Origin of the sequence: Pseudomonas alvandae, from assembly GCF_019141525.1 — a bacterium.
Lineage (GTDB): Bacteria > Pseudomonadota > Gammaproteobacteria > Pseudomonadales > Pseudomonadaceae > Aquipseudomonas > Aquipseudomonas alvandae.
Genome location: NZ_CP077080.1, coordinates 5,474,054 through 5,496,816 on the forward strand (window position 1 = coordinate 5,474,054; position 22,763 = coordinate 5,496,816).

Genomic DNA, 22,763 nt, shown 5'->3' on the forward strand with positions numbered 1-22,763 from the left:
GCCGAAGACCTCCGGAAACGAAGGCCTTCGCGGAAAGAATGTGAATCCGCTATCCAGTCACCGTAAAGCGACCCCTGGATATTTGCCGCAGAGTCCATTCCAACCATTTGCCACGCAGGCAAATTAGCACGAGCGGTATTTGTACAAGAGCCAACTTAAGGCTCATGTAGATCGAGACTTTAGTACCGGTTATTCATGACTCGAGCCGCCAAGAGCTCGGTGTTTCCCAAGAACACCGAGCCGTCTGGCTGGAGGCTGCTCAGGCCTTTTTTGTCCTGGGCAAAAAGATCGCCAACACCCCAAACAACGGCAGGAACGAGCACAGCCAGTACACGTATTCAATGCCACGAATATCTGCCAGATGCCCCAGCAGCGCGGCGCCAATCCCGCCGAAGCCGAACATCAGGCCGAAGAATACGCCTGCGATCATCCCGACGTTGCCCGGCACCAGTTCCTGGGCATACACCACGATCGCGGAGAACGCCGAGGCCAGGATGAAGCCGATTACTATGCTGAGAATGCTGGTCCACAGCAGGTCGACGTGAGGCAGGATCAGGGTGAATGGCGCCACGCCGAGGATCGAGAACCAGATCACCGCCTTACGCCCGATCCTGTCGCCGATCGGGCCGCCAAAGAACGTTCCCGCCGCCACCGCGCCTAGGAACAGAAACAGGTGCAACTGCGAAGAGGCCACCGACAGGTCAAACTTCTCGATCAGGTAGAACGTGAAGTAGCTGGTGAAACTGGCCATGTAGAAGTACTTGGAAAACACCAGCAGCCCGAGCACCACGAGCGCACTGAGGACACGCCCCTTGGACAACCCGTGGGTCGCCGCCTGGCCTTGCTTGAGCTTGAACAGGTTCAGGTGGTTGGCGTACCAGCGGCTGATGCGGTACAGCACGAACAAGGCAAACAGCGCGAACAGGCCGAACCAGGCCACGTTGCCTTGCCCGTAAGGGATGATGATCGCCGCCGCCAACAGCGGGCCGAAGGCAGAGCCGGCGTTACCGCCCACCTGGAAAGTCGACTGGGCCAAGCCATAGCGGCCCCCGGAAGCCAGCCGGGCCACCCGCGACGCTTCGGGGTGGAAGGTCGACGAGCCGATGCCGATCAACGCGGCGGCCAGCAGGATCAAGGCAAAACTGCCGACCATCGACATCATCACGATGCCGACCAATGTGCATACCGTTCCCGCCGGCAGGAGCCAGGGCTTGGGATGCCGATCGGTGTGATAACCCACCCAGGGTTGCAGCAGCGAAGCGGTGAGCTGAAAGGTCAACGTGATCAGGCCAACCTGGGTAAATGTCAGGCCGTAGCTGTCCTTGAGCATCGGATAGATCGACGGCAAGACCGCCTGGATCAGGTCGTTGATCAGATGCGCCAGCGCCACCGCACCAATGATGCGCATGACCAGTGGGCTGCTTTGGGGCGTCGCGGCTGCCGACGTCATGTCGGCCTGGGTATTGCTGATAGCCATGGGAGTTTCCATACGGCGGGTGGGTGCACGAGGCAGGCGCATCAATGTGCCATTTTTCACCGTGGCAAGGCTATCCCCTTAGCTTGCTATCGACCTATAAAAAACAAGGTGATAGCGCAACGCCATGGTCTGAATCTTGCCTTGCTAATGCTCTAAGACGTGATCCCCTTACAAAGGGGATCGAGAATGGGAAGTTTCGCTACAGAGCAGGCCTACAGAGCCGGCCTGGACAAACTTTCGAGGCCTTTTAAGAGAACACCCGTTTCAGCACCTGTGTAAAAACGCACAAATTCGGTGCAGGGTGTTCAGGGGAGTATGGGCATGCAGGCTTTTCTATCACCGGGAATCCGGTTGCTGGGGCATTTTGGTTTCGCCCGTAAATTCCAACTGTTGTTCCTGTTATTCATCCTGCCGCTCATGGGCAGCTTGTGGCTCATCGGCCAGGATTACCGCGACAAGCTCAGCCTGATTTCCGGGGAGCGCGCCGGGGTGCGTCAATTGCTGGCGCTGGACAACCTGGACAATCTGCTGACCGCCCAGCGCAATCGCGCGGCCCGTTGGCGCGCCACCGAAACCAATCGACAACCCACTCCCGCGACGCTGGCTGCCATGGCGGCGTTCGACGCCGTGCAGCCGGCGCTCAACCAGGCCGCCACCGACCTGGGCGCCACTTTGCAAACCGAAGGCGCCGAAGCCGACACCCTCGCCCGCTACCAGGCTTTGCAAACCAGCCTCAACGGCCTGGATTCCAAAAGCCTGGGCAGCGTGGGCTGGTGGCCGGACGGCTATGACCGCTTCACCGCCGCCCTTGGCGCGTTGCAAGCCCTGCGCGAACAGATCGTCATGGACAATCGCCTGACGCTCGCGTCCTGGCTGGAAACCTACCTGCTGACACAAATCTCGACCCAGCAGACACCCGACCTGATCGAACGTGTCGGGCGCCTGGCCAGCGTTGGCCAAGCCTCGGTGGTGTCAGGCCAATTCACGCTGCAGAGCCGCTTGCAACTGCGTGACCTGCGCAGCCGCATTGGCGACGCACGGGACCAACTGGTCAAGACCGGTGCACTTCTGGAAACCCGCCTGCCGAGCGAATTGCAAAGCTGGGCTGGTCAATTCCAAGGCAGCCTCAAGAATCTCGACAGCGGTTTGAAAGTCTTGGATGACGGCGTGTTCGGCGGTTCCATCAACCTCAAGCCGGAAGGCTTCGAGAAACACATGGACGCCCTCCTCGTCGATCTGGCGACCTTGCGCCAACAATCATTGGTCGCGCTGGATACCCGCCTGGACCAATACCATGGCTCGGCCATCCGTCAGTTCACTCTGGTGGCCATTGTGCTCGGCTGCCTGCTGCTGGCCGCGCTGTATCTCTTCGTTTGCCTGCAAGCCTCTATCCGCCGCAGCGCCAGTGGCATCACCCTGCTGGCCGAAGCCTTGCGCGATGGCAACCTGAGCCTGCAAGTGCCGGTGCAGGGCCGGGACGAACTGGCAGCGATCAGCACCGCCCTCAATGTCGCCGTGGTCCAGTTGCGCAACAGCCTGTTGGGCGTGGATCACGAAACACTGCAACTGAGCGACGCCGTGCGCACCCTCAACACGCATTCCAGCGGCGCCCTGGGTGAAGTCGAGGCGCAGCAGATGCAGATCAGCCAGATTGCCGCCGCCGCGACACAACTGGCCGCGACCTCCCAAGGCGTCGCGAAAAGTTGTGAACAGGCGTCAGACAGCGCCCAGCAGACCCGCCGCATCGCGGCCGACAGCAGCCGCGACAGCCAACGCACCACGGCGAGCATCCAGCAGCTCAACCAGCGGCTCAACGAGACCGCCGCCGCGCTGGGCCGGGTCAGCGAACAGGGCCAGCAGATCCAACTGGTGGTCGACACCATTCGTGGCGTGGCCGAGCAGACCAACCTGCTGGCGCTCAACGCCGCCATCGAAGCCGCTCGCGCCGGAGAACAGGGCCGCGGCTTCGCCGTCGTGGCCGACGAAGTGCGCAGCCTGTCGCAACGCACCCAGTCCTCCACGCAGCAGATCGCCGGCACCGTCGACAGCCTGCGCGCGACGGTCAACGAAGCCGTCAGCCTGATGGAAGCGGCCTGCGGCCAGGCCCAGACCGACGCCCAAGCGGTCACCGGCCTTGGTGAACGCCTCGGCGAAATTGCCAGCGCCGTGCAAAGCGTGACCGATACCCTGGCGCAGATCGCCACTGCGGTTGATGAGCAAGCCAGCACGGCTGACGAAGTCAGCGGCAATATCCAGCAGGTCGACCAGGCCGCCATGCGCCTGCTCGAAGGCGCCCGCGCCGTGAACCTGGCGGCGGATACCTTGAGCCAAGGCAGCCAGGCCTTGAGTGCAAACACAGGGAGATTTCAACTCAGCTGACGGGCATTTGCAGCGAGGGCGGATAAGCGGTTGAAAGTGCAAAGAAATATTTTAGGTTTGCGCTTGACACATCTCCACCGCAAGGGAATAATGCGCGCCACTTGGCTACATAGCTCAGTTGGTTAGAGCATAGCATTCATAATGCTGGGGTCCGGGGTTCAAGTCCCTGTGTAGCCACCAAGTCCTGTTCAAAGACATTCTTGAATGTCTTTGAGCAACAAGAAGCCCGCCTAGTGCGGGCTTTCTTGTTTCTGGGGTTCCCTGAATGCCCCCGCAAGATTTCAACTGATCCCACGGGGCGCAAGGAGTTACGCGGCTTCCTGGAAATCCATCTCCGGTGGCTGGCGACGGAAGCCTCCGGTCAGCACCGCCAGGTACACCACGCCAATCGCCAGCCAGCTCAGGCCCAGGTAGATTGCTGAGTGATCGAGGCTGACCATCAGCCATACATCCGCCGCCAGGCCGATAAACGGGAACAGCAGGAACAGCACGAGTTCACGCAGCCCCTTCCTCTCTGCTCCAATCCAGTAATGAAAGATCACTGACAGGTTCACCAGACTGAACGCGAGGAACGCGCCAAAGTTGATGAATGAGGTTGATGTAGTGACGTCCAGTTTCAGCGCCAGCAAAGCGACCACGGCGCATAAAAGAATGCTGTTGACCGGCGTACCAAAGCGCTCATGCAAGGTACCGAAGAACGATTTTGGCAGCACGCCATCACGGCCCATGGCGAACAACAGCCGCGAGCCGCTGGCCTGGGCTGACAGCCCCGACGCGAACTGGCCGACGATCAGGCCGATCAGGAAGATCGACACGAACAGGTCGCCACCGATGTTGCGGGCAATTTCGTAGGCCGCCGCGTCGACGCTGTCGAACTGGAACGACGGGTGCGCGATCTGCACGAAGTACGACACGCTGACGAAGATCAATCCGCCGATCAGGGTAATCAGCATGATCGCTCGCGGGATGGTACGGCGCGGGTCGCGGGTTTCCTCGGTCAAGGTACTGACCGCGTCAAACCCGAGGAACGAATAACAAGCGATAGCTGCACCGCTCATGATCAGCGGCATCTGCATGTCACCGTTGAAGAACGGCTTGATCGACCACAACGGTGTGCTCGCGTCCCCTGCGACGTAATGGACGCACAGCGCAACGAAGGCGACCAGGACCAGGAACTGCACCAGCATCAACAGCGCGTTGATGCCATTGGCCAATTTCAGACCGACAATATTGATCGCGCTCGTAACGCCGATGAACACCAGCACCCAGAGCCACTGTGGCAAGGCCGGGAACGCGGAGTGCAGGTAGGCCGCGCCGATCAGCCAGATCGCCATGGGCAGGAACAGGTAATCGAGCAATACCGCCCAACCGGCGATGAAACCCAGTTTCGGGCTGATCGCCTTGCGCACGTAGCTATAGGCCGAACCGGCGACGGGGAACGCCGCAGCCATTCGGCCGTAGCTCATCGCGGTGAAAAACATCGCCACCAATGCCGCCAGGTAAGCGGCGGGGACCATGCCTGTAGTGGATTGCGCGAGGATGCCGAAGGTACCGAGAACAATGATCGGTGTCATGTAAGCGATGCCGAACAGCACCACCGACCCCAGTGACAGGGTGCGTTGCAAATGAGCCATGAGCGACTACTCCGAATTATTAGATTTATGGCAGAGCCGAGTTCGGCACAAGGTTTTCGGGTGTTACGTTGTTGTTCTGGTTTTGGCCAACAGGAATGTGTTGCTTGTCAGGGCCTCTTCGCGGGCAAGCCTGCTCCCACATTGGATCTCGGGCATTCTTACAACCGGGTGGGAGCGGGCTTGCCCGCGAAGGCGTCAGCCCCGGCAACACAGGATCAGGATCAACGCGAAGGAATCAGTAGCTCCCGCACTCCGCAGGCATGCTCGACAATCGCCCCTGGCATCTTCAGCCGCTGATCATCGAGGTACCGGTAATCACGCCGCGCCGCCGTCAGCTGGTTCAGGTCCAGTTCCACCGAGAACTGGCCTTGATCACGCCCCGCCTCGAACAATAAGGTGCCGAGCGGGTCGACCAACGCACTGCCGCCTGCAAACACCAACCCGCCATCGCCCTCTTCCACGCGATTGACCATCAGCGCAAACGCTTGGTTTTCCTGGGCGCGGGCCATGATCGCGGTGCGGTGAGTCGGGCCATAGGGGTCCATGTTGCCGTTGGTGACGATCAGCAGCTCGGCCCCCAATTGCGCCAGGGCGCGGGCAGTTTCCGGGAATTCGATGTCGTAGCAGATCAGCAGGCCGACCCGCACACCATTCCACTCGCATGTCGCGTAACGGTCACCGGCCTCGAATACTCCGCGATCCGACGCCCAGAGATGCGTCTTGCGATATTTCAGGGCAATGCCCTCTGGTGTGATCAACAGCGTGGTGTTGTAGAAACGGCCGCGATCGTTCTCGGCCACGCCGATCACCACGGCAATATCACGTTCCCGGGCCGCAGCAAGCACCGCACTGACGGTCGGTCCGTCCAGCGGCTCGGCGGTTTCGGCCAACGTCTCGACCGACGGAAAGCCCATCAGGTGGGTTTCGGGAAACACGATCATTTGCGTGTCGGCAGCACAGGCGGCAATCGCCGCAAGCGCGCGTTCCAGGTTGTAGGTCGTGTCGTTATCACGGCCCGCCAATTGGGCGAGTTCGACTTTCATGGGTATTCCTTGTTCTTGACCAGGCTGGCGGAAAGATTGCCCGGACGGTGTCTGTGCGCCAGTATGCGCAGCAAGCCCAGGGCCGGGAAATCACGCCGCTGGGGTAACCCGATAGGGGTAGAGGCATGACACTTTCATTAGACGACATCGCGTGGCACCGCTCGGTCGGGCAACTGATCGACGCCTTGGACAAGCCCAATTTCTGGACGCAGCTGGTCCGTTTGCTGGATCAGTACGTACCCTTCGACAGTTGGGTGGCACTGCTTTTCAGCGCCGATCAACGCCCGCAGGTTTTTGCCGAATGCCCGGGCGCGGATGGCAGCCCCGATCAGTTGTTCCAGGACTATCTGCGCGGGTTGTACCTGCTCGATCCGTTCTACATCGCTTGTCGCGAGCAGTCGCGCACCGGGCTGTATCGCCTGTCGGAAGTGGCACCGGAACATTTCGAGTTGACCGAGTATTACCAGCGTTACTTTCGCCTGAACGTTGTATCCGACGAAGTCCAGTTCAATTGCCAGCTCGAAGGCGATCGCACGCTGTGCCTGTCGTTGGGCAGCAAGCAGCGGTTCAGTGGCCAGCAGCTTGCCTTGCTGTCGCTGATCCAGCCTTGGGTGCTCGGCCTGTTGCGCCAGCGCCTGCCTTACGAAATCAACGAAGTGGTGGCGCTGGCGCCAGCGCCACCGCAGGTCGACTGGCGCGTGCAGTTGGAAGCGTCGGTGCAACAGCTCAAAGGCACACAGTTGACCGCACGGGAACTGGATGTCGGACGCTTGATGCTCAGTGGTTGCTCAAGCAAGGAAATCGCCCGCAAGCTGGAAATCTCTGCCGAAACCGTGAAAGTCCATAAAAAACACATGTACAGCAAGCTGGGGATCAAGTCCCAATCCGAGCTGTTTTCGATTTTCCTCCAGGCGCAGAATGCCTGACGTTTCCTGTGGGGCGAAGCCGAACCGCCTCCCCCACTGATTTGCACCCCACGCCTCGTATCGCTACAGTCGGCCTCAATATCCCTGGCCCACGGATGGAGCGACACGTGCTTTCAGACCTCAGACCGAATCTTAATCGCCTGTCAGCCGTTTCGCTGTTGGCTGTCGCCCTGACACTCGCCGCCTGTAAGACTCCGCTCTCCTCCACGCCTCCCTTGCCCAGCGCACCGGAGATCGCTTCCGGCTACCGCACCGATCTGCAGACTCGCCACGCAGATAAACACATGGCCGCCGCGGCGAACCCGCTGGCTGCCGAGGCTGGCCGGGAAATGTTGCGGCGCGGCGGCTCGGCCATCGATGCGGCGATTGCGATGCAAGCGGTGCTGACGCTAGTGGAGCCGCAGTCTTCCGGCATCGGCGGCGGTGCGTTCATTGTGCTGTGGGACGGCAAGGCGGTGCGCACCTATGACGGTCGCGAAACCGCCCCGGCCGGCGCCAGCGAAAAGCTGTTCCTTCAGGCCGACGGCAAACCCATGCCGTTTACCGCCGCGCAGATCGGCGGACGCTCGGTGGGCACGCCGGGCGTGTTGCGGGCGCTGGAGCTGGCCCACCGCAAGCATGGCCGCCTCCCGTGGGCGACGTTGTTCGAACCGGCAATTGCCCTGGCGGACCAGGGTTTCAAGATTTCTCCACGGTTGCACTCGATGATCGCGGCCGATGCTTCGTTGCCAGGCTCGCCCGACATGGCCGCGTATTTCCTGAACGCCGATGGCAGCCCCAAGGCCGCCGGCACATTGCTGAAGAATCCGGCATTGGCTCGTGTCTTCAAACGCATTGCCAGCGAAGGGCCGAATGCCTTGTATGAAGGGCCAGTCGCCGAAGAGATCGTCGCCAAGGTCCAGGGTCACGCCAACCCCGGCAGCCTTTCACTGAAAGATCTCAAGGGCTATGCCGCCCGGGAACGTGCGCCGTTGTGCACCGACTACAAACGCTGGCAAGTCTGCGGGATGGCGCCACCGTCGTCGGGTGGAATCGCCGTGGCACAGATCCTCGGGACGCTGGAAAGCCTCGAACATCGTGACGCCCGCTGGGCACTCGCGCCGTTGAAGCCGCACACGTCCGACAAACCCGCCGGCATCGAGCCCGCACCCGAAGCGGTGCACCTGATCGCTGAAGCTGAACGCCTGGCCTACGCCGACCGCGCCCTGTATGTCGCCGACTCGGACTTTGTCCCGGTGCCGGTCAAAGGGCTGGTCGATCCGGGCTACCTGGCCAGCCGCGCCAACCTGATCGGCCCGCGCAGCATGGGCGTAGCCAAACCCGGGACGCCGCCGGGCATCCAGGTTGCCTACGCGCCGGACCGTTCGCCGCTGCGCATTTCCACCTCGCAAGTGGTGGCGGTGGATGACCAGGGCGGCGCCGTGTCGATGACCACCACCGTGGAATCGGCGTTCGGATCGCATCTGATGGTCCAGGGTTTCATGCTCAACAACCAGATGACCGACTTCTCCTTCATACCCGAAGAAAACGGGCAGAAAGTCGCCAACCGCGTCGAACCCGGAAAACGCCCGCGTTCGTCCATGGCGCCGACGCTGGTGTTCGACCGTCAGAATGGCGAACTGCTGGCTGCCGTCGGTTCTCCAGGAGGCTCGCAGATCATCGAATACGTCGCCAAGTCGGTGATCGGCCTGCTGGACTGGAACCTCGATCCGCAAGCCGCTATCAACCTCCCCAATTTCGGCAGCCGTAATGGCGCGACCGAGCTGGAACAAGGGCAGTTCAGCCCGGCGCTGGTCCAGGCCTTGAAAGACAAAGGCCACACGGTGGGCGAAATCGACATGACCAGCGGCACCCAGGCGATTGTCCGAGTGCGTGATGCACAAGGAAAAGCCTCGCTGGCTGGCGGGGCCGATCCAAGGCGCGAAGGTCAAGCGCTGGGCGACTGATCAGGCTCGATTTGCGGCTGGTAAACCAGCAGGTCTCCAGGCTGGCATTGCAAATAGCCGCAAATGGCTTCGAGGGTCGCCAGGCGTATGCCCTTGACCTTTCCTTGCTTCAACAAGGAAAGGTTGGCCTCGGTGATGCCAATGGCGGCGGCAAGGTCCTTGGACTTGACCTTGCGCATCGCCAGCATCACATCAAGTTGAATAACAATAGGCATGGGTATCTCAAACGAAAGTTCGGTTTTCTGATTCGACTTCACTGGCCTGGGACAATATCCGGGCGATGATCGCAATGCACCCGGCAATAAACAAAGCGACAAAAGAAGGTGCGGTAATGGAGATGCTCAGTATGTGCTGGCCGGCGGGGGCATTCATCGTAACCCACAGGCTCAGCAGCGGTTCGCACAGGAAATCCAGAAACACCCATAGCGCTACTGCACGACCGGCTTTGCCCAGCAGATTGGCAGCTTCGCTGGAGAAATACTGTCCCTGCGCATAGCGGTTGAAGAGCTGCCGCAAATTGACCAACCCTGCCGCCAGCGCCAACAACGGGATACTCGACAGGAGGATCGCGCCGAGGCTTTGCCAGCCAGTCATCGACATTGCGTCCTCGGACAGACTCGACAACATACGTCGGGACAGCGAAAAACCCAGGCCGTACTCTGATTCGATATCAGGGAATAGCCAGATCACAGCGTTGATAATCATCATGGCAGCAACAAAGATCAGCGTAACGGCAGCCATGCGTTGGCTATAAAGAGCAAGGCGATTCGAAGGCATGTGTGGCTCCAACAGAACGAAAGGAGCCCAAAACATAACCAATTAATTATCAATTTACGATAATTAATTGGTGCATAACAATAACTTGAAACACATTACGTCGACAATTGATTGGCAAACTGGCTCACCGCATCCACCACCTTCTTCGCCCCATCCTGAATCTCGACGATCACGCTCCCCGCCTCGGCCGCCAGAGCCAGGCCCTGTTCCGCCTGGTGCTGGCCGTCGGTCATCAGCGCGACGGCATTACGGGCCATGTCCTGGTTCTGGCGGACCACGCCGACGATTTCATCGGTGGCCTGGCTGGTACGCGAAGCCAGTTGCCGCACTTCATCGGCCACCACGGCGAAGCCCCGGCCCTGTTCACCAGCCCGGGCGGCCTCGATGGCGGCGTTGAGCGCCAGCAGGTTGGTCTGCTCGGCGATGCCGCTGATGGTCTTGACGATGGTGCCAATCACCAGGGATTGCTCGTTCAGCGCTTCGATGCCTTGCCCGGCGGTCTGCATGTGCCGGGCGAGGTCGCGCATCACGTCCACGGCCTGGGTCACGACGGTAGTGCCGCGCTGGGCGCTATTGTCGGTCTGCAGGGAGGTGCTGTAGGCAATGTTGGCAGCATCGGCGACGGCTTTTTCCTGATTGACCTGGTCAGTGATGTTGGTGGCGAACTTGACGACTTTGTAGAGGCGATCGTTAGCATCGACCACCGGGTTGTAGGACGCTTCCAGCCACACCTCGCGGCCGTTGCTGTCGATACGCTTGAAGCGTCCGGCAACGAACTCGCCGCTGTTCAGGCGCTTCCAGAAATGTTGATAGGCCGGGCTGTTGTATTCCTCGGGCTCGCAAAATGTACGATGGTGCTTGCCCTTGATCTGCGCCAGGCTGTAACCCATCGCATTGAGGAAGCGGTCGTTGGCGGTCAGGACGTGTCCGCCCAGGTCAAATTCAATCACCGCCGTCGAACGCACCAAGGCACCAATCAGGTTCTCATGCTCGCGGGAATTTTCGATGGTGCGGGTCAGGTCGTTGGAGTACATCGAAAAATAACGAACTCGTCCCTCAGCATTGCGCACCGGCTGAAGGATCGAGCGCAACCAGGCCTCTTTGCCATCGCCTCGTGTCAGGCGCACGGCGCCCGAGAAATGCTCGCCACGGGTCAGGGCGGTCTTGAAACGAATCTGGAATTCATTGGACTTCAAGTAAGCCGGCACCAAGTCTTCGATGGATCGCCCTATCAGGTCTTGGCTCTTGTAATGCATCTCGTCGAGAAAGTTCTGATTGACCGACTGCACGCGCCCTTCCGCATCCAGGGTCAGGCCGAGCATTTCACGGTCCAGGCTCTCTTTCACTTGCATGAGACTGGAAAATTCTTGGCGAAGAGCAAGCAGCTCCTGCTTCAGGCGATTGTTGAACATGGCAAGCTCCGGCAGGCAGGAGAAATTCTGCTATTCCCTTTGCCATCGGCCCGGCGATCTTTTTCTAAAGAGTGCCGCCGGTCGGTCTGGAAAATAATCAGGTCGTGCTCGAACGCCGCTCCGTCTCCCATGGTCATTGGATTGTTCTATTGTTTGCGCCTGACCGCCGATGCTTCGTCGCTCCAGATACCCATAACCATAAAAAATCGAGGTAATTGCCGTGACCACCGACATTGAAGACAGCCGTTCCGCCCGCTTCGCGCTGCGCTGTTCCAGTTTTGCCGAGCGCTGGTTCCCTGACTCCTGGGTGTTCGCCGCGCTGGCGGTGCTGGTGGTCGCGCTGGCGACACAGCTCATCGGCGCCACGCCCACCCCGGCAGCCATGGCCTTCGGCGATGGGTTCTGGAGCTTGATCCCGTTCACGATGCAGATGGCCTTCGTGGTGATCGGCGGTTACGTGGTCGCCAGCTCGCCACCGGCCGTCAAATTGATCGATCGCCTGGCGCGCATTCCCAAGAATGGCCGCAGCGCCGTGGCCTGGGTCGCGCTGATTTCCATGATCGCGTCGCTGCTCAACTGGGGCTTGTCGCTGGTGTTCGGCGGCTTGCTGGTTCGGGCCCTCGCCCGTCGCGCCGACTTGAAGATGGATTATCGTGCCGCCGGCGCTGCCGCCTATCTGGGCCTGGGAGCGGTGTGGGCGTTGGGGTTGTCTTCCTCGGCCGCTCAACTACAGGCCAACCCGGCCAGCCTGCCACCGTCGATCCTGTCGATTACCGGCGTCATCCCGTTTACCCAGACTATTTTTCTCTGGCAATCGGGCGTGATGCTGCTGGCCTTGATCGTGATCTCGGTAATCATCGCCTACGCCACCGCTCCCGGCCCCAACAGTGCCCGTGACGCCGCCGCTTGCGGGATCGACCCCAGTTTCAGCATGCCGGCGCTGCAACCGCGGACCCGACCCGGGGAATGGCTGGAACACAGTCCGCTGCTGACGATTGCGCTGGTGCTGCTGGCCGCCGGCTGGCTGTTCCATGAGTTTTCGACCAAGCCGGCGATCAGCGCCATTTCCGGACTCAATACCTACAACTTTTTGTTCATCATGCTCGGGGCCTTGCTTCACTGGCGGCCGCGCAGCTTTCTCGACGCTGTCGCCCGTGCGGTGCCGACCACCACGGGCGTGTTGATCCAGTTCCCGTTGTACGGCTCGATCGCCGCGCTGCTGACCACGGTCAAGGGCAGCGATGCGCAGACGCTGGCCCACCATATCTCGACCTTTTTCGTACAGATTGCCTCCCATGACACCTACGCCTTGTTGATGGGCGTCTATTCGGCGGTGCTGGGCTTTTTCATTCCCTCCGGCGGCGGCAAGTGGATCATCGAGGCACCTTATGTGATGCAGGTGGCCAACGATCTCAACTATCACCTTGGGTGGGCGGTGCAGATCTATAACGCCGCCGAAGCGCTGCCAAACCTGATCAACCCGTTCTACATGCTTCCGTTGTTGGGCGTGCTCGGGTTGAAAGCCCGGGACTTGATCGGCTTTTCCTTCGTGCAGTTGCTGGTGCATACGCCGCTGGTGCTGGCGCTGCTGTGGGCATTGGGGACGACGTTGAGTTATCTGCCGCCAGTGATGCCATAAAGCCATAAAAAAGGGCCGATTTTTCAATCGGCCCACTTCTTCTTCGGCTCCGTCTGTTTCAGTATGGATACACCCTGTTTCGAGGGGCCCACGCTGAAAAGGATCTGAGCATGTTCAAACTCGCCGCACTTCCTCTTGCCGCCCTGGCCTTGAGCGCCACCGCCCAAGCCGCCGATATCGACGTCAACCTTGGCAGCACCGAACGCGTCACCCGTCTCTTCGCTTATCCCAACAACTGCAACGTCATTTGTTTCCGCAACTGGACACTCGAGCAAACCGTCGAGCATTACCTGACGCAAAGCGTCCAGCGTGACGGCTACGACGCGGCCAAGGTCAGCGTCAAAAGTGACAACGGCACCGTCTATGCGAATATCAGCGGCGTGCCGAAGAGCTACGGCCAACCGCTGAAGAACCTGCTCGATGCCGGGGACTTGGCGTACAACGGCGCCAGCAAACTCAACAATGATAAAAAATGGGCCTACAACTGGTACCTGTTCCTGCCGTTGGGCATGGCCCTGGACAACCGCAAGAGTGTCGAACTGCTGCACTTCCCGCCGGATTATTCCCTGACCCAGGCCCAGGATTACCTGGAATCGGCCACCACGGATCGCTGGGCCACGCTGCTGACCGCCAACGGTATTGCCGCGCCGAACACACCGGCTTACCAGACCATCATCGACATCGCGCCCATCGCAGCCCCGTCCAATGCCGGCAGTACGCTGGCAGGGCTCTACAGTTACTTCAACGATTACCAGACCACCATGGTCAAGCAAGTCACTCAAGGTGCCAAGGGCACGTCGTTGCCAATGGTGGCCTTCGGCGCGCCCGTCCGGGACTGGATCAAGACCCAATACGGCCAGACCGTCGCCGTGCTCGGCCTGGCAACCATCGAGCCGGCTCCGGGCGCCAAGGTTCCGGTCCTTGGTTCCAACCATCCCAGCTATATCTGGTACGCCGCTGACCCGGCCAGCTACGACGGCGACGAAGCCAAGGCAGATGCTGCGGGCTTGAAAGTGATGGGCCAGGACTTGAGCGCCGCCTGCTGGCAGGCCGGCATGGGCAGCAAGCCTGGCACCGACCCGAGCACACTGCTGAACCAGTGCACGCAGACCTGGCAGGTGACGCAAAAAGAGGAAACCTGCGAGTTGTTCTACACCTCGGTTCGTAAACTGAGCGAGGCGGACGCACAGAAGAAATGTGAGACACCGCCAGTCAAGTCGGAACTGCAACAGCTGAAAGTGCCGATGCCATTGCCCGCAGAAGCCGTATAACCCCTGACAAGCCCTCCCGTGCAAGCCTGCGCTCACACGGGAGGCGCTTACAGCACCTGTCAGAGTTGACAGTAGAAACAACCCACGGTTTGGAGGAATCTATCGGCGTTCTCAACGACCGTTGGCAGGACGCCTGCGCTGAAAAGTCGAGTGCTTGGCACCGACAAGGACTGTCATGACCCAGTTCAAAGCTGATCGCACTGGCCCAGGGAATCGGGACTGCGTTTACCTGGAAACCCAGCTCAGCAGCCACCAGGGCTACCCCTCAATGCACGATTTTGAGGTGCACCAGACGAACGATGGGCGCGGCAACGGAATTGTCGCACGCAAGCAGTTCGCCTCCATGACGCGGATGTGCAGGGTGTCGGGACTGCTGGTCAGTCGCCGACGCCTGCACACCTTGCAGATTCTGCCGAACGTCCACATGTATGACCCACACTTCGCCGGGCTGCTGCTGCATTCATGCAACCCGAATGTCTTCCTGGACATGAGCGAACTGTGGTTATGGTCACTGACCGACATCCGCGAAGGCGATTGCCTGACGATGGACTACGCCAGCACCGAACAGAAGCTGTATCGGCAATTCGCCTGCCGGTGTGGTTCGTCCAACTGTCACGGCTGGATCACCGGATATGACGAATCGCCCAACGAGCAAGGAATGGAGTTCCTTCGGCACTGGCGGCGTCGCTGTCATCGCAACTGAAACGCCCTGTTCAGGGTGCGTCTACCGGGCGCAAGCGATACTGCGGCGGCAGTTGTTCGAAACCGCTGATCGTCGTGTCCAGGCTTTTCCAGCGTCCATCCTTGATGCCGTAGATGCAGCCGTGGATCGACAGGCTTTGTCCCCTATGCCAGGCATTCTGCACGATGCTGGTATGGCCGACGTTCGCCACCTGCTGGATGACGTTGAGTTCGCACAAGCGGTCCACGCGCTCTTCTTCGGTGGGCAGCTTGGCCAACGCATCGCGATGTTCGTAGTACAGGTCGCGAATCGAACGCAGCCAACCGTCGATCAGGCCCAACTGGCGATCCTGCATCGAGGCACGTACGCCGCCGCAGCCGTAGTGGCCCGTCACCAGGATGTGCTTGACCTTGAGCACATCCACCGCGTACTGGATCACCGACAGGCAGTTCAGGTCCGTGTGCAACACCACGTTGGCGACGTTACGGTGCACGAACAGATCACCCGGCAACATACCGACGATTTCATTGGCCGGCACCCGTGCATCGGAACAGCCGATCCACAGGTATTCGGGGGTTTGCTGACGAGCCAGCTTGGCGAAGAAGTCAGGATCCTCCTGCTTGATCGCATCGGCCCAGCGTGCGTTGTTATCAATCAGATCTTGTAATTCATTCATGCTGTCCAGCCTCGATAGAGAGTGCGCAACTGTGACAGACGACCGCCGGTCGAGGTCACGTCGGCGACGCATTGGAATTCCTGGCCGCGCAGCCGGTCGACTCTTAGTAAGGCCCACAGTATGAGGAATTGCCATGAATGATTCACGACGTCCCTTCGATGCGACGCAACCGGAGCCTATCGATGACAATGAAGACCGCATGGGCTCGATGCGTGAGCTGGAATTCGACGATGACGAATACGATGCCCGGATCGGTGATGAATTGCCGGAAGATGAGCGCGAGCATCTGCTACCGGAGGAGCGTGTCCGTGAGGCCGGTATGACAGGCGCCTCGATGGATGACCGCCAGCCGACCGACGATGACATGAGCCCGGAAACCCTGATCCATGAAGACGGCGCCCGGGACGCACATGAAGCCGGCGAGGATGAACAGGCCGATTGGGACCTGAGCGTCGTTGGTGAAAACGATATTGGTGGAGGCGATGGGCTGGACGAAGCGGAAATGGCCGATATCGATCCGCTCGATGGCAAGCGTTGACCTGGCCCTGTGGGAGCGGGCTTGCTCGCGAAAGCGGTGGATCAGTCTGCATTTATATCGAACGTGCCACCGTCTTCGCGAGCAAGCCCGCTCCCACAGGGGGCGTGGCCATTCAGTCCACTAACGTGCACGCCATGACCACCGCATCCTCGCGCCCGCCCACAGCCGGGTAATAATCGCGCCGCCGTCCAACCTCGTTGAAGCCATAGCGCTCATAAAGCCGAAACGCCGTGCGATTGCTGTCGCGTACTTCCAGGAAGCATTCCCGGGCCTCGGCCTTGTAGGCGATCGACATCAGGTGTTCCAACAGCCGCAGGCCAAGGCCTCGCCCTTGGTTTTCCGGTTTGACCGTGATGTTGAGCAGGTGCGCCTCATCCAGAATGATCTGCACCACGCCGTGACCGACCTGCTGCTCGCCTTCGAACATCAGCCAGATCTGGTATTTGCCCAGCCCATCAAGAAATATCCCCCGGGTCCAGGGGTGGCTGTAGGCTGCGTATTCAATCTTCAGCACAGCGTCGAGGTCCGCCTCGGTCATCGGGCGGAACGATACAGCGTCACTCATTCGATTCTTTCCAGCGCGCCATCAGCCGGCGCATGGCTTGCCAGACGTCAGCCTTGTGCTGTGGCGTTTCCATTAACAGTTCCAACCCGGGCAACGCCCAGGCCGAGCCCAGGCCTTCGACCTGCAGTTCGCGATTGAACGCCTCGGCATCCGCCTCGCCGGCAAACTTCACCGCCGGCAGGCCGATCAGCCATAGGCACACGCAGGGCTCGTCTTCGAGCCGCGCCGAAACGAAGCCCTGGACGAAATCCCGCGCCGCCTCTGGCCCCTGATCCATCGTGCCCCGTGACAACAGCGGCCAGCGCACCGGTTCGCCGATGATCTGTGGGCTGTCCGGCAGGCCGGCGGCGCGCAGCATGTCCTTGAGCAGCAGGTAAGCAGGATCGCGACTTTGGAACGGATCACCTGTGGGTAATTCCACCAGTAACAGGCAGCGCCCGGCGCGCAGCAACTGCAGGGCGAAGCGCGGCGGCGGTACGTGGGCAACCTTGACCGGGGCCGGCGTTTCGTCGGCCTCTTCTACCGGTTTGGCGTTCGTACGGGTCGAGGCCAGGCTCGGACGCGGGACTTCGATTTTCGGCCGCTCGGCGACAGGCGCCACCGGTTCGGCAACGGTCTTGGCCGCAGGCGCCACTGGTGCCGGCGCAACTTCCACCGGTTCGGGCACATCCAGCAGCTCAGGCCGCGACGGGGCGGCAAAGGGCAATTCGGTACGCGGCAGCCAGTTGACCACCTGCATGGCGGTCAGATAGGCGCGGCGACGAGACTCGATAAGCAAAGGTCGGCCACTTGTGGATAACTGAAAGTGGCAGCGATTCTACCGCCCTTCGGCGCGGATCGCTTCCCTGTCGCTTCATTAGTTGTTCAATACATGACGACAGTCCGTCTCAGGGGTGAATCGCAACCGGCCCGATGCAGTACAATCGCCGCTTTTAATTGCCAACCCGACGGCCATTGCGATGATCGAACCCAAGCGCGTCTTGCGCGCCCTCGCCGAACACTGGGCATTGCTGGAACCTTTGTGCGAGCACTTCGACCAGGGCACCCTGAGCCTCAACGAATTGCGTTCACAGCTGGCCGCCCAACAACTGGACAGCACGCCCCAGGACATCACCAATCTGCTGGACGTGTGGATCCGCCTGGACATCCTCGTGCCGGTGGCGAAAAGCCCGAACCGTTTCGAGCTCAACGCCCAGATCCATGATTTCCTTGCATACCTGCGCCGCGAACACCGCCTGGGCCTGTGCCTGGAGATCGAAGCGTACCTGCGCCACCTCGAGCGCCTGGCCGGCTACATCCAGGACGCCTTCGACGTGCGCGACGGCAACGACCTGGCCCGCCAGTTGCGCCTGCTGGACATGCGCGTGCGCGACGTCCTCAAGAAACTCGCCAACGACGAACAGGCATTGGTCGCCGTCGCCGAACGGGCCAAGACCAGCGACCGGCAGATCCCGCTGCGCCAGCGCTATGCCGAAGTGCTGGCGACCTGGGACGAATACGTCGAGCCGATGATCCAGTTGGTGAACGCCGACGGCGCCTTCGAGCAAGGCGTGCGCAAGGTCGAGAATGTGCTGTTGCGCATGCTCACCGAACAGCAGCGCCTCGGTCACCTGGTGGACGACGACATGTTGCTGCGCACCCACGCGCGCATCCTGGAAATGCAGACCAGCGCCCAGCTGACCCTGCGCCATGCCCGGGAACTACTTCTGCCGCTGCGCGAAGAGGCTCGCCGCCACAACGCCGTGACCCGTGGCGCCGCCCTGGCCCTGGCCGCCATTCGCCGCAAAGGCATCGACGCCGTGCCGCAAGCGGCCATGCCGCTGTTCACCCGGCCGCAAAGCACCTTCCTGGGCAGCGCCAGCCAGGTTGAAGCCTACGTCTATGCCCTGGCCCGCTTCGAACCGAAACCGGCGCGCTTCCCCAAATCCCACAAGACTCACAAGGGTGGCGAAGCCCCGCGTGCACCACGCACCGTGCGCGAGATGGTCGAGCGTTGCGAAGACGCCCTGCCGATGCCGGACTTGATGACGTGGCTGCTGGAGCAGGAACCGGACGGCGCCACCGACGAATTGCTGTACTGGTTCTCGCGCCTGTCGCGGGAAAAACGCTTCAAGCGCGAGCGTCTGGAACGCCGCGACTACCACACTCACGAGCATCAGGTCAGCCTGCGCTCCTTCGCCCTGCTCTCGGCCGGCGACACCGCCACCGAGGATTCTGCGAGCATCCCCCATGCATCTTGATCTATCCGAACTGTCCCAGCTGGCGCCGATCTTCCGCGAGCTGTTCAAGGGTTATCACGTCAGCCGCCGCGACCCGGAGCTGTACGCCCAACTGTCGAACTTCCAGGACCAGTACCGCACGCTGTTCAAGGCCTTGGGCTTCGAGCTGGTGTGCGACACCCGTGGCTTCTACTACTTCGTGCCGGACCTGGCCGCCGCCGCGGTGAACAAGACTGCCCAGCGCCTGGCCCTGTTCACCTTCATCCTGGTCGAGCACCTGGCCGACCAGGGCCGCGACCCGATCGCCGTGCTCGACGGCGGCAGCCTGGGCCGCGATGAGCTGCCTTCGCTGCTGGAGAAATACCGCGACCTGTTCATCCAGGCCGAAGTACAGACCCAGGAAGAGCTGGAAGAAAAAATCATGCGCCGCATGACCCAACTGGGTTTTGCCAGCGAAGAAAACGGCGTGTACCGCTTCCTGCCGCCGATGCATCGTTTCCTCGACGTCTGCCTGTCAGTCCAGCAGGACCGCGACCTGGCCGCCAGCCTGCACAGCGTGTTGCCGCTGCCGGCGCCAGTGCTCATCGATGAAGACAGCGACGAAAAACTGCTGCAGACCGATGACCCGCTGGACCTCAGTGAATTCGACGGCGAAGAAGAAAGCGAAGAAGACGCACTGGCCCGCGCCATTGCAGAAGAACAGGAGACCGACGCATGAGCAAGGAACGCTACGGCATCCGCCGCTTTGCCCTTTTGAACACCGCCGGCTACAGCCTCGGCCTGTTCCCCCTGGAAGAACCGCTGTCGGTGTACGGCGCGAACAACCTGGGTAAATCCGCCTCGATCAACGCCTTGCAGTTCCCGATCCTGGCGCGCATGTCGGACATGAGCTTCGGCAAGTACAGCCTGGAACAATCCCGGCGCTTCTACTTTGCCTCGGACACCAGCTATATCCTGGTGGAAGTCGCCCTGCCCCATGGACCGCATGTGATTGGCGTGGTCGGCCGCGGCCCTGGCGGCGGTTTCGGTCACCAGTTCTTTGCCTATGCCGGCAAACTGGACCTGGCCCATTATCAGAAGGACGACACCTGCCTGCGGCAGAAAGAGCTGTTCACCAACCTGGAACGCGAAGGCCTGAAAGCCTACGAACTCAAGCCGGATGAGCTGCGTCGCCTGCTGGTCGGTGGTCACACCTCGATCCCGCTGGACCTGACGCTGATCCCGCTGCGCTCCACCAGCGAGCAAAGCCTCAAGACCTTCCGCGCGCTGTTTATCAACCTGCTGCACATGCGCGAAATCACTGCGGCCAAGCTCAAGCAATTGTTCCTCGATGCGTTCGAGCACAGCCTGCGCTCGGGCAGCGTGGACTACATCGCCGCGTGCGAAGAAGCCTTCCGCGACGTACGACGCATGGAGCAGGACTACAACTCCCTGGTGGCGGCCGGTCCGCTGGTGGAAGCCCTGGCCAATGGCGTGAAGCAGCGCGATATCCTGCGCGGCAAATTGCATCGCCTCTCGCCGCTGCTCGACTCGCTGCTGGGCACTTGGTCGGACTACGCCAGTGCGCGCAAGGAAGAGCTGACCATCCAGGCCGAGCATTACCGCAACGAGCAGGATTCGCTGCAGAACGACCAACGCGGCGGCACCCAGGAGCTGATGCGCCTGGAGCGGGAAATCAGCGGCATCCAGCGCTGGATCGGCGAACTGTCGGTGCTCAAGAACCGCTTTGCCCTGGTGGATGACGTTAAGGTGCTGGAGCAGGCATTGCTTGCCGCCAAGGACGCCCACGATGAATTGGCCGGCGCCTTGGCGCAGTCCCGGCAATTCAGTGCCGAAGATTTGGAAGAGCGCCTGCGGGACCTGGAAAAACGCCTGAAGTCGGTCAAGCAACAACTCGATCACGCCGACAACAACAGCTACGCCCGTCTGCGGGAAGAATTCTCCCAGCAGGACGTGGAACGCCTGATGCGCCTGTTCAACAGCGCCCTGTTCAGCCTGCCGTTGGGCGAGCACGGTATCGCGCTGGACGAGAATGGCGAATGGGTCAAATCCATGGAGCTGATCCTCGACGGCTTCAAGGGCGAGCGTTTCGAAGTGCCGGGCCTGTCCATCGACCTGTCCCACATCGAGCCTCCGGCCCTGCAAGCCTTGGCCGACCGCGCTGCGCTGCGGGACCAGAAAGAACGCCTGGAAAAAGAACTCAAGCAGCTCAAGACCCAACAAGCCGTGGCCGCCGACCGCGCCGCGAGCAAGACCCAGACCGAGGCGCTGTACCAGCAGGTCCTCGATGCCCAGAAAGCCCTGGAAGATTTCCGTCGCACCCAGACCTTGAGCGCCGAAGAGGGCGAGAAACTTGAGCAACTGGCGCAGATGGAAGCCGCCCAGGACGAGCTCAAGCGCTCCAGCGATGCCTTCACCGAGCGCGTCCAGCAGTTGTCCGCCAAGTTGCAATTGGTGGGCCGGCAGATCGCCGACATGGAAGCCAAGCAACGCACCCTCGACGACGCCCTGCGCCGTCGTCAATTGCTGCCGTCGGACCTGCCGTTCGGCACCCCGTTCATGGACCCGGTCGACGATTCCATGGACAACCTGCTGCCGCTGCTCAACGACTACCAGGACAGTTGGCAAGGCCTGTTACGGGTCGACGGCCAGATCGAGGCGCTGTACGCGCAGGTGCGCCTCAAGGGCGTGGCCAAGTTCGACAGCGAAGACGACATGGAGCGGCGCCTGCAACTGCTGATCAACGCCTATGCCCACCGCACCGACGAAGCCCTGACCTTGGGCAAGGCGCGCCGTGCGGCGGTGACCGACATCGCCCGGACGCTGCGCAACATCCGCAGCGACTACGACAGCCTCGAGCATCAACTGGCGCTGTTCAACCGCGAGATCAACAAGCGCCAAGTGTCCAACCTGCAGAGCTTCCGCATCGTCCTGGCGCCGAACAAGGAAGCGCTCAAGCACATCGACCAGATCATCCACAGCGCCGGCCAGTACGAGGAGGGCGAGACGCTGTCGGTATTCGACCTCAGCCAGAGCGCCGAGCAGGACAACAAGAACGAAGAAGCCAAGGAATACCTGGCGCGGCTGGTGGCGGCGAACCACAACCAGCTCGGCCTCAAGGACCTGTTCGAACTCGCATTCGAGATCACCAAGGTCAACGGCCAGCCGGTGATTCATACCGACATCGACGGCGCGGCGTCCAACGGCACCACCATGACCATCAAGGCGCTGACCAACATGTACTTGTTGCTGCACCTGATGGACCGCGAACAGGCCGGCCGCGTACGCCTGCCGTACTACCTGGACGAAGCGGCGGACATCGACGAGAAGAACCAGGCGGCACTATTGGAGACCAGCCTGCAGTTGGGCTTCGTGCCGATCCTGGCGAGCGTGAAGCCGCAGGTCTGCGCCAGTGTCGCCATCGACCTGGAAGGCGGCAGCGGCCCGAACGGCATCTACATCGATGAAGCGGACTGGAAGTACATCCGTCGTCACGATGCGGTGAAAGCTACGATGAATGTACAGGCCGATGAGCCGGAGCTGGATTCGGTGTGATGTGATTAGCTGGATGTGAAAAGG

At 61.0% G+C, this 22,763-nt stretch carries 19 protein-coding genes, 1 tRNA gene and 1 pseudogene; 11 read left to right on the forward strand and 10 right to left on the reverse strand.

All coding sequences use genetic code 11. The annotated features are described in order from the left end of the window. Positions 1-259: 259 nt before the first annotated feature. On the reverse strand, positions 260-1,477 hold the full coding sequence (locus tag KSS97_RS24400; RefSeq protein ID WP_217860331.1) for an MFS transporter: 1,218 nt from the start codon (positions 1,475-1,477) through the stop codon (positions 260-262). Positions 1,478-1,798: 321 nt separating this feature from the next. Here KSS97_RS24400 and KSS97_RS24405 point away from each other — a divergent pair, with 321 nt between their 5' ends. Continuing rightward, a complete protein-coding gene (locus KSS97_RS24405; RefSeq protein WP_217860332.1) occupies positions 1,799-3,856 on the forward strand; it encodes a methyl-accepting chemotaxis protein in 2,058 nt (685 codons plus the stop codon). A 103-nt stretch (positions 3,857-3,959) separates the two neighbouring features. Next, a tRNA-Met gene (locus KSS97_RS24410) sits at positions 3,960-4,036 on the forward strand. Positions 4,037-4,164: 128 nt separating this feature from the next. Here the strand turns inward: KSS97_RS24410 and KSS97_RS24415 are convergent. Both KSS97_RS24415 and KSS97_RS24420 read right to left on the reverse strand, forming a co-directional pair. Next, positions 4,165-5,490: an APC family permease gene (locus KSS97_RS24415; RefSeq protein WP_198796234.1), complete on the reverse strand. Its 1,326-nt coding sequence runs from the start codon at positions 5,488-5,490 to the stop codon at positions 4,165-4,167. 221 nt (positions 5,491-5,711) lie between these two features. Further along, a complete protein-coding gene (locus tag KSS97_RS24420; protein ID WP_217860333.1) occupies positions 5,712-6,533 on the reverse strand; it encodes a carbon-nitrogen hydrolase family protein in 822 nt (273 codons plus the stop codon). Between the two features lie 125 nt (positions 6,534-6,658). Between KSS97_RS24420 and KSS97_RS24425 the strand changes: the two genes are divergently transcribed. Continuing rightward, on the forward strand, positions 6,659-7,459 hold the full coding sequence (locus tag KSS97_RS24425) for a helix-turn-helix transcriptional regulator (RefSeq protein WP_181289754.1): 801 nt from the start codon (positions 6,659-6,661) through the stop codon (positions 7,457-7,459). A gap of 95 nt (positions 7,460-7,554) precedes the next feature. Continuing rightward, positions 7,555-9,405: a gamma-glutamyltransferase gene (ggt, locus tag KSS97_RS24430; RefSeq protein ID WP_217860334.1), complete on the forward strand. Its 1,851-nt coding sequence runs from the start codon at positions 7,555-7,557 to the stop codon at positions 9,403-9,405. On the opposite strand, the gene KSS97_RS24435 is transcribed toward ggt, so the two are convergent. From KSS97_RS24435 to KSS97_RS28845, 4 genes and pseudogenes are all read right to left on the reverse strand, one after another. After that, positions 9,387-9,620 (reverse strand): helix-turn-helix domain-containing protein, encoded by a 234-nt coding sequence (locus KSS97_RS24435; protein WP_217860335.1) that lies wholly within the window; start codon positions 9,618-9,620, stop codon positions 9,387-9,389. The two genes, ggt and KSS97_RS24435, sit on opposite strands and share 19 nt — an antisense overlap. Before the next feature lie 7 nt (positions 9,621-9,627). Further along, positions 9,628-10,182 carry a DUF2975 domain-containing protein gene (locus KSS97_RS24440; protein WP_217860336.1) on the reverse strand — a complete coding sequence of 185 codons (555 nt, stop codon included), beginning with the start codon at positions 10,180-10,182 and terminating at the stop codon, positions 9,628-9,630. 95 nt (positions 10,183-10,277) lie between these two features. Beyond that, on the reverse strand, positions 10,278-10,709 hold the full coding sequence (locus KSS97_RS28840) for a methyl-accepting chemotaxis protein (RefSeq protein WP_407684160.1): 432 nt from the start codon (positions 10,707-10,709) through the stop codon (positions 10,278-10,280). 108 nt (positions 10,710-10,817) lie between these two features. Next, a pseudogene (locus tag KSS97_RS28845) lies at positions 10,818-11,594 on the reverse strand (PAS domain-containing protein); the annotation flags it as partial. Between the two features lie 220 nt (positions 11,595-11,814). Between KSS97_RS28845 and KSS97_RS24450 the strand changes: the two are divergent. From KSS97_RS24450 to KSS97_RS24460, 3 genes are all read left to right on the forward strand, one after another. After that, complete coding sequence (locus KSS97_RS24450; RefSeq protein WP_217860338.1) at positions 11,815-13,233, forward strand: short-chain fatty acid transporter; 1,419 nt, start codon at positions 11,815-11,817, stop codon at positions 13,231-13,233. A 110-nt stretch (positions 13,234-13,343) separates the two neighbouring features. After that, positions 13,344-14,504 carry a hypothetical protein gene (locus tag KSS97_RS24455; protein ID WP_217860339.1) on the forward strand — a complete coding sequence of 387 codons (1,161 nt, stop codon included), beginning with the start codon at positions 13,344-13,346 and terminating at the stop codon, positions 14,502-14,504. Positions 14,505-14,679: 175 nt separating this feature from the next. Continuing rightward, on the forward strand, positions 14,680-15,207 hold the full coding sequence (locus tag KSS97_RS24460; protein ID WP_217860340.1) for an SET domain-containing protein: 528 nt from the start codon (positions 14,680-14,682) through the stop codon (positions 15,205-15,207). 10 nt (positions 15,208-15,217) lie between these two features. On the opposite strand, the gene can is transcribed toward KSS97_RS24460, so the two are convergent. Next, a complete protein-coding gene (can, locus tag KSS97_RS24465) occupies positions 15,218-15,862 on the reverse strand; it encodes a carbonate dehydratase (protein ID WP_181289760.1) in 645 nt (214 codons plus the stop codon). 133 nt (positions 15,863-15,995) lie between these two features. Here can and KSS97_RS24470 point away from each other — a divergent pair, with 133 nt between their 5' ends. After that, positions 15,996-16,400, forward strand: coding sequence for a serine kinase/phosphatase (locus KSS97_RS24470; protein WP_217860341.1), 405 nt, complete (start codon positions 15,996-15,998; stop codon positions 16,398-16,400). Positions 16,401-16,512: 112 nt separating this feature from the next. Here KSS97_RS24470 and rimI read toward each other — a convergent pair whose 3' ends face one another. Both rimI and KSS97_RS24480 read right to left on the reverse strand, forming a co-directional pair. Then, on the reverse strand, positions 16,513-16,965 hold the full coding sequence (gene rimI, locus KSS97_RS24475; RefSeq protein WP_039594544.1) for a ribosomal protein S18-alanine N-acetyltransferase: 453 nt from the start codon (positions 16,963-16,965) through the stop codon (positions 16,513-16,515). Beyond that, positions 16,958-17,743: an energy transducer TonB gene (locus KSS97_RS24480; protein ID WP_217860342.1), complete on the reverse strand. Its 786-nt coding sequence runs from the start codon at positions 17,741-17,743 to the stop codon at positions 16,958-16,960. The genes rimI and KSS97_RS24480 overlap by 8 nt, the downstream gene beginning before the upstream one ends. A gap of 181 nt (positions 17,744-17,924) precedes the next feature. Between KSS97_RS24480 and mksB the strand changes: the two genes are divergently transcribed. Genes mksB through mksF form a run of 3 tightly spaced genes read left to right on the forward strand, consistent with a single transcriptional unit; the run spans position 17,925 to position 22,739 of the window. After that, positions 17,925-19,205, forward strand: coding sequence for an Mks condensin complex protein MksB (gene mksB / locus KSS97_RS24485; protein WP_217860343.1), 1,281 nt, complete (start codon positions 17,925-17,927; stop codon positions 19,203-19,205). Continuing rightward, a complete protein-coding gene (mksE, locus tag KSS97_RS24490; RefSeq protein WP_181289764.1) occupies positions 19,195-19,902 on the forward strand; it encodes an Mks condensin complex protein MksE in 708 nt (235 codons plus the stop codon). Before mksB ends, mksE begins: the two co-directional genes overlap by 11 nt. Further along, positions 19,899-22,739, forward strand: a complete 2,841-nt coding sequence (gene mksF / locus KSS97_RS24495; RefSeq protein WP_217860344.1) for an Mks condensin complex protein MksF — start codon at positions 19,899-19,901, stop codon at positions 22,737-22,739. The genes mksE and mksF overlap by 4 nt, the downstream gene beginning before the upstream one ends. The last annotated feature ends 24 nt before the right edge of the window (positions 22,740-22,763 follow it).